A 1,941-nucleotide genomic window follows, 5' to 3' on the forward strand; every position below is an offset into this window, starting at 1 on the left:
GATTATGCGATCGCTAATTTCCCAGCTAAACCCCAACTGGAGATCCCCCCTAACCCCCCTTAACAAGGGGGGGACACTCACCACACTTACCACACTTACCACACTCCCTGCTCCCTGCTCCCTGCTCCCTCAAAAAGAATTTGTTACAAAACTTTTTAAAATATGCTATAATTTGCTATTTTTTGTGTTAAACTAAAAGTGTGGACAAAAAAATCCACGGGAAGAGCCAGCCTTAGAGTTTTCGCAGGCTGCAGGCTGGCTCTGGGTTCCCCTTACAGGAGATAACTTAATAATATGTCCCATACTCAACACCTATACCCATGGGTAGTGGTGCGCCTATTGCCACCAATGCCACCAGTCGTTTTTGCTCGGTTCGACAACCCTGCTGATGCCAAGGGCTATGTGCAGGTCCTGAAACTGCTGATGCCTGATGCCAAGTTTCTACTTTTTTTGGATCACGGAGTAGTGGTGTAGCACAGGCATCTTGCCTGTGACATAGGGAATCGGGAATCGGGAATCGGGAATCGGGAGTAGTTGTGTAGAATAGGCTTCGATGCTGTGAGGAAAATATTGATCACAGGCAAGATGCCTGTTCTACCAAAATCTTGTCCACAGGCAAGATGCCTGTTCTACCAAAATAGTACACAGGCAAGATGCCTGTTCTACCAAAATAGTACACAGGCAAGATGCCTGTTCTACCAAGACCCCAATTCCACCGAGTGGGTCAAACAGCTGGGAATCCCCCCCTCATAAGGGTAGGTTTTTTACAAAGACCTCAGGTGTGGGGTGAGCGGGCGTGGGGTGACCGGGTGTGGGGGATAAGAAAGCGATCCAGCGCGGTCTTGGGGAGGCAGAGGTGCGACCCGTGGCGAATTTAATTACGGGTCAAACGCACCATTACGGTCTTGGGGGTCTCCACGGGGCAAACAGCGGTGCGGACGCAGGTTCCGCACACAGCCCCTCCCCACTCGCTATTGCCGTGGTTTCCCCCGGAGACAAAACCTTAGATAGGGTCGCCTTTATAGTTAGCAGGTTATGCAGAAAAGGGTTAAATATTTTTTAATAAGGCGACCCGATCTTACGGTAAATTCAAACCACTCGCTATTGCATCAAGACAATGTACTTAATTTGTCGTTAAAAATCATCATTTATTCGTTGTTTTCCTTTTCCTCTCCCTCTGGGTCGCCCCATGTTTTACCCTAATGTAAAAAACCTACCCTTATCAGCCCTTAATAAGGGGGGCTGGCAGAAGGCAGAAGGCAGAAGTAAGGTTTTATCGGTAATGGTTTTTGATAACTAATTATCCGGACATGATCTAACAATTAGCATCATTTAGCTGATACAGCGTTCTTCATAACTATCAGATACACAGTATTTTTTCCTTCTTACTTCTTACTTCTTACCTGTTCCCTGTTCCCTGCTCCCTAAAAACCTCACCCCATTGAAAATTGCTGTAGTTAAATTCCTGATACATTGAACGTCTGTTTTGTCAAGTAAACTTTATACAAAATAGCTAGAATTACCCCGCAAAAATAAAGTTATTTGGTAGTTGATCCTTTACTGTTTGCCAGCCGCTACAATTAACGAGGAACAAAAACATCTACTCAATAAACTGTGCAAACTCCTGTTCTCTTAGATCGGCAAGTCTATGATCCACAAGCCCTCCTGGATCATTTAAGCCAGCTCACTCAGGAAGAGTTTGCCCCTAGGGCGGCTCAATACGACCAGACAGCAAGCTTCCCAGCAGAAAACTTTGAGACTCTGTTTGATGCAGGTCTTCATGCCCCAGCTGTACCGATTAAGTAGACCTCTCAAAAAAACAAACTTATGGTAAAATAAGATAAAATTAATCACTTTTATCAACCTCAAAAACCATGAGCTACACTTGGAACTACATCCAAAAAAATCCTAAACAAACAAAAAGATTGCTAGGAATAAATT

5 protein-coding genes are annotated in these 1,941 nt (G+C 44.8%); 4 read left to right on the plus strand and 1 reads right to left on the minus strand.

The genetic code is table 11. The features are described 5' to 3' along the window. Window positions 1-294: 294 nt before the first annotated feature. Window positions 295-474, plus strand: a complete 180-nt coding sequence (locus F6K20_RS36450; protein WP_008187095.1) for a hypothetical protein — start codon at window positions 295-297, stop codon at window positions 472-474. On the opposite strand, the gene F6K20_RS36455 is transcribed toward F6K20_RS36450, so the two are convergent. Beyond that, a complete protein-coding gene (locus tag F6K20_RS36455) occupies window positions 456-584 on the minus strand; it encodes a hypothetical protein (protein WP_267872067.1) in 129 nt (42 codons plus the stop codon). The two genes, F6K20_RS36450 and F6K20_RS36455, sit on opposite strands and share 19 nt — an antisense overlap. Before the next feature lies 1 nt (window position 585). Between F6K20_RS36455 and F6K20_RS36460 the strand changes: the two genes are divergently transcribed. The 3 genes from F6K20_RS36460 (at window position 586) to F6K20_RS36470 (ending at window position 1,806) form a co-directional block, all read left to right on the plus strand. Then, window positions 586-753: a hypothetical protein gene (locus F6K20_RS36460; RefSeq protein ID WP_161603175.1), complete on the plus strand. Its 168-nt coding sequence runs from the start codon at window positions 586-588 to the stop codon at window positions 751-753. 112 nt (window positions 754-865) lie between these two features. Then, the gene (locus F6K20_RS36465; protein WP_131827059.1) at window positions 866-1,063 is read left to right on the plus strand and encodes a hypothetical protein; all 198 of its coding nucleotides are present in this window, start codon (window positions 866-868) and stop codon (window positions 1,061-1,063) included. A gap of 551 nt (window positions 1,064-1,614) precedes the next feature. After that, window positions 1,615-1,806: an acyl-CoA dehydrogenase family protein gene (locus F6K20_RS36470; RefSeq protein ID WP_287298091.1), complete on the plus strand. Its 192-nt coding sequence runs from the start codon at window positions 1,615-1,617 to the stop codon at window positions 1,804-1,806. Window positions 1,807-1,941: the final 135 nt, after the last annotated feature.

The sequence above is a fragment of the Moorena sp. SIO2C4 genome, from assembly GCF_010672485.1.
Lineage (GTDB): Bacteria > Cyanobacteriota > Cyanobacteriia > Cyanobacteriales > Coleofasciculaceae > Moorena > Moorena producens.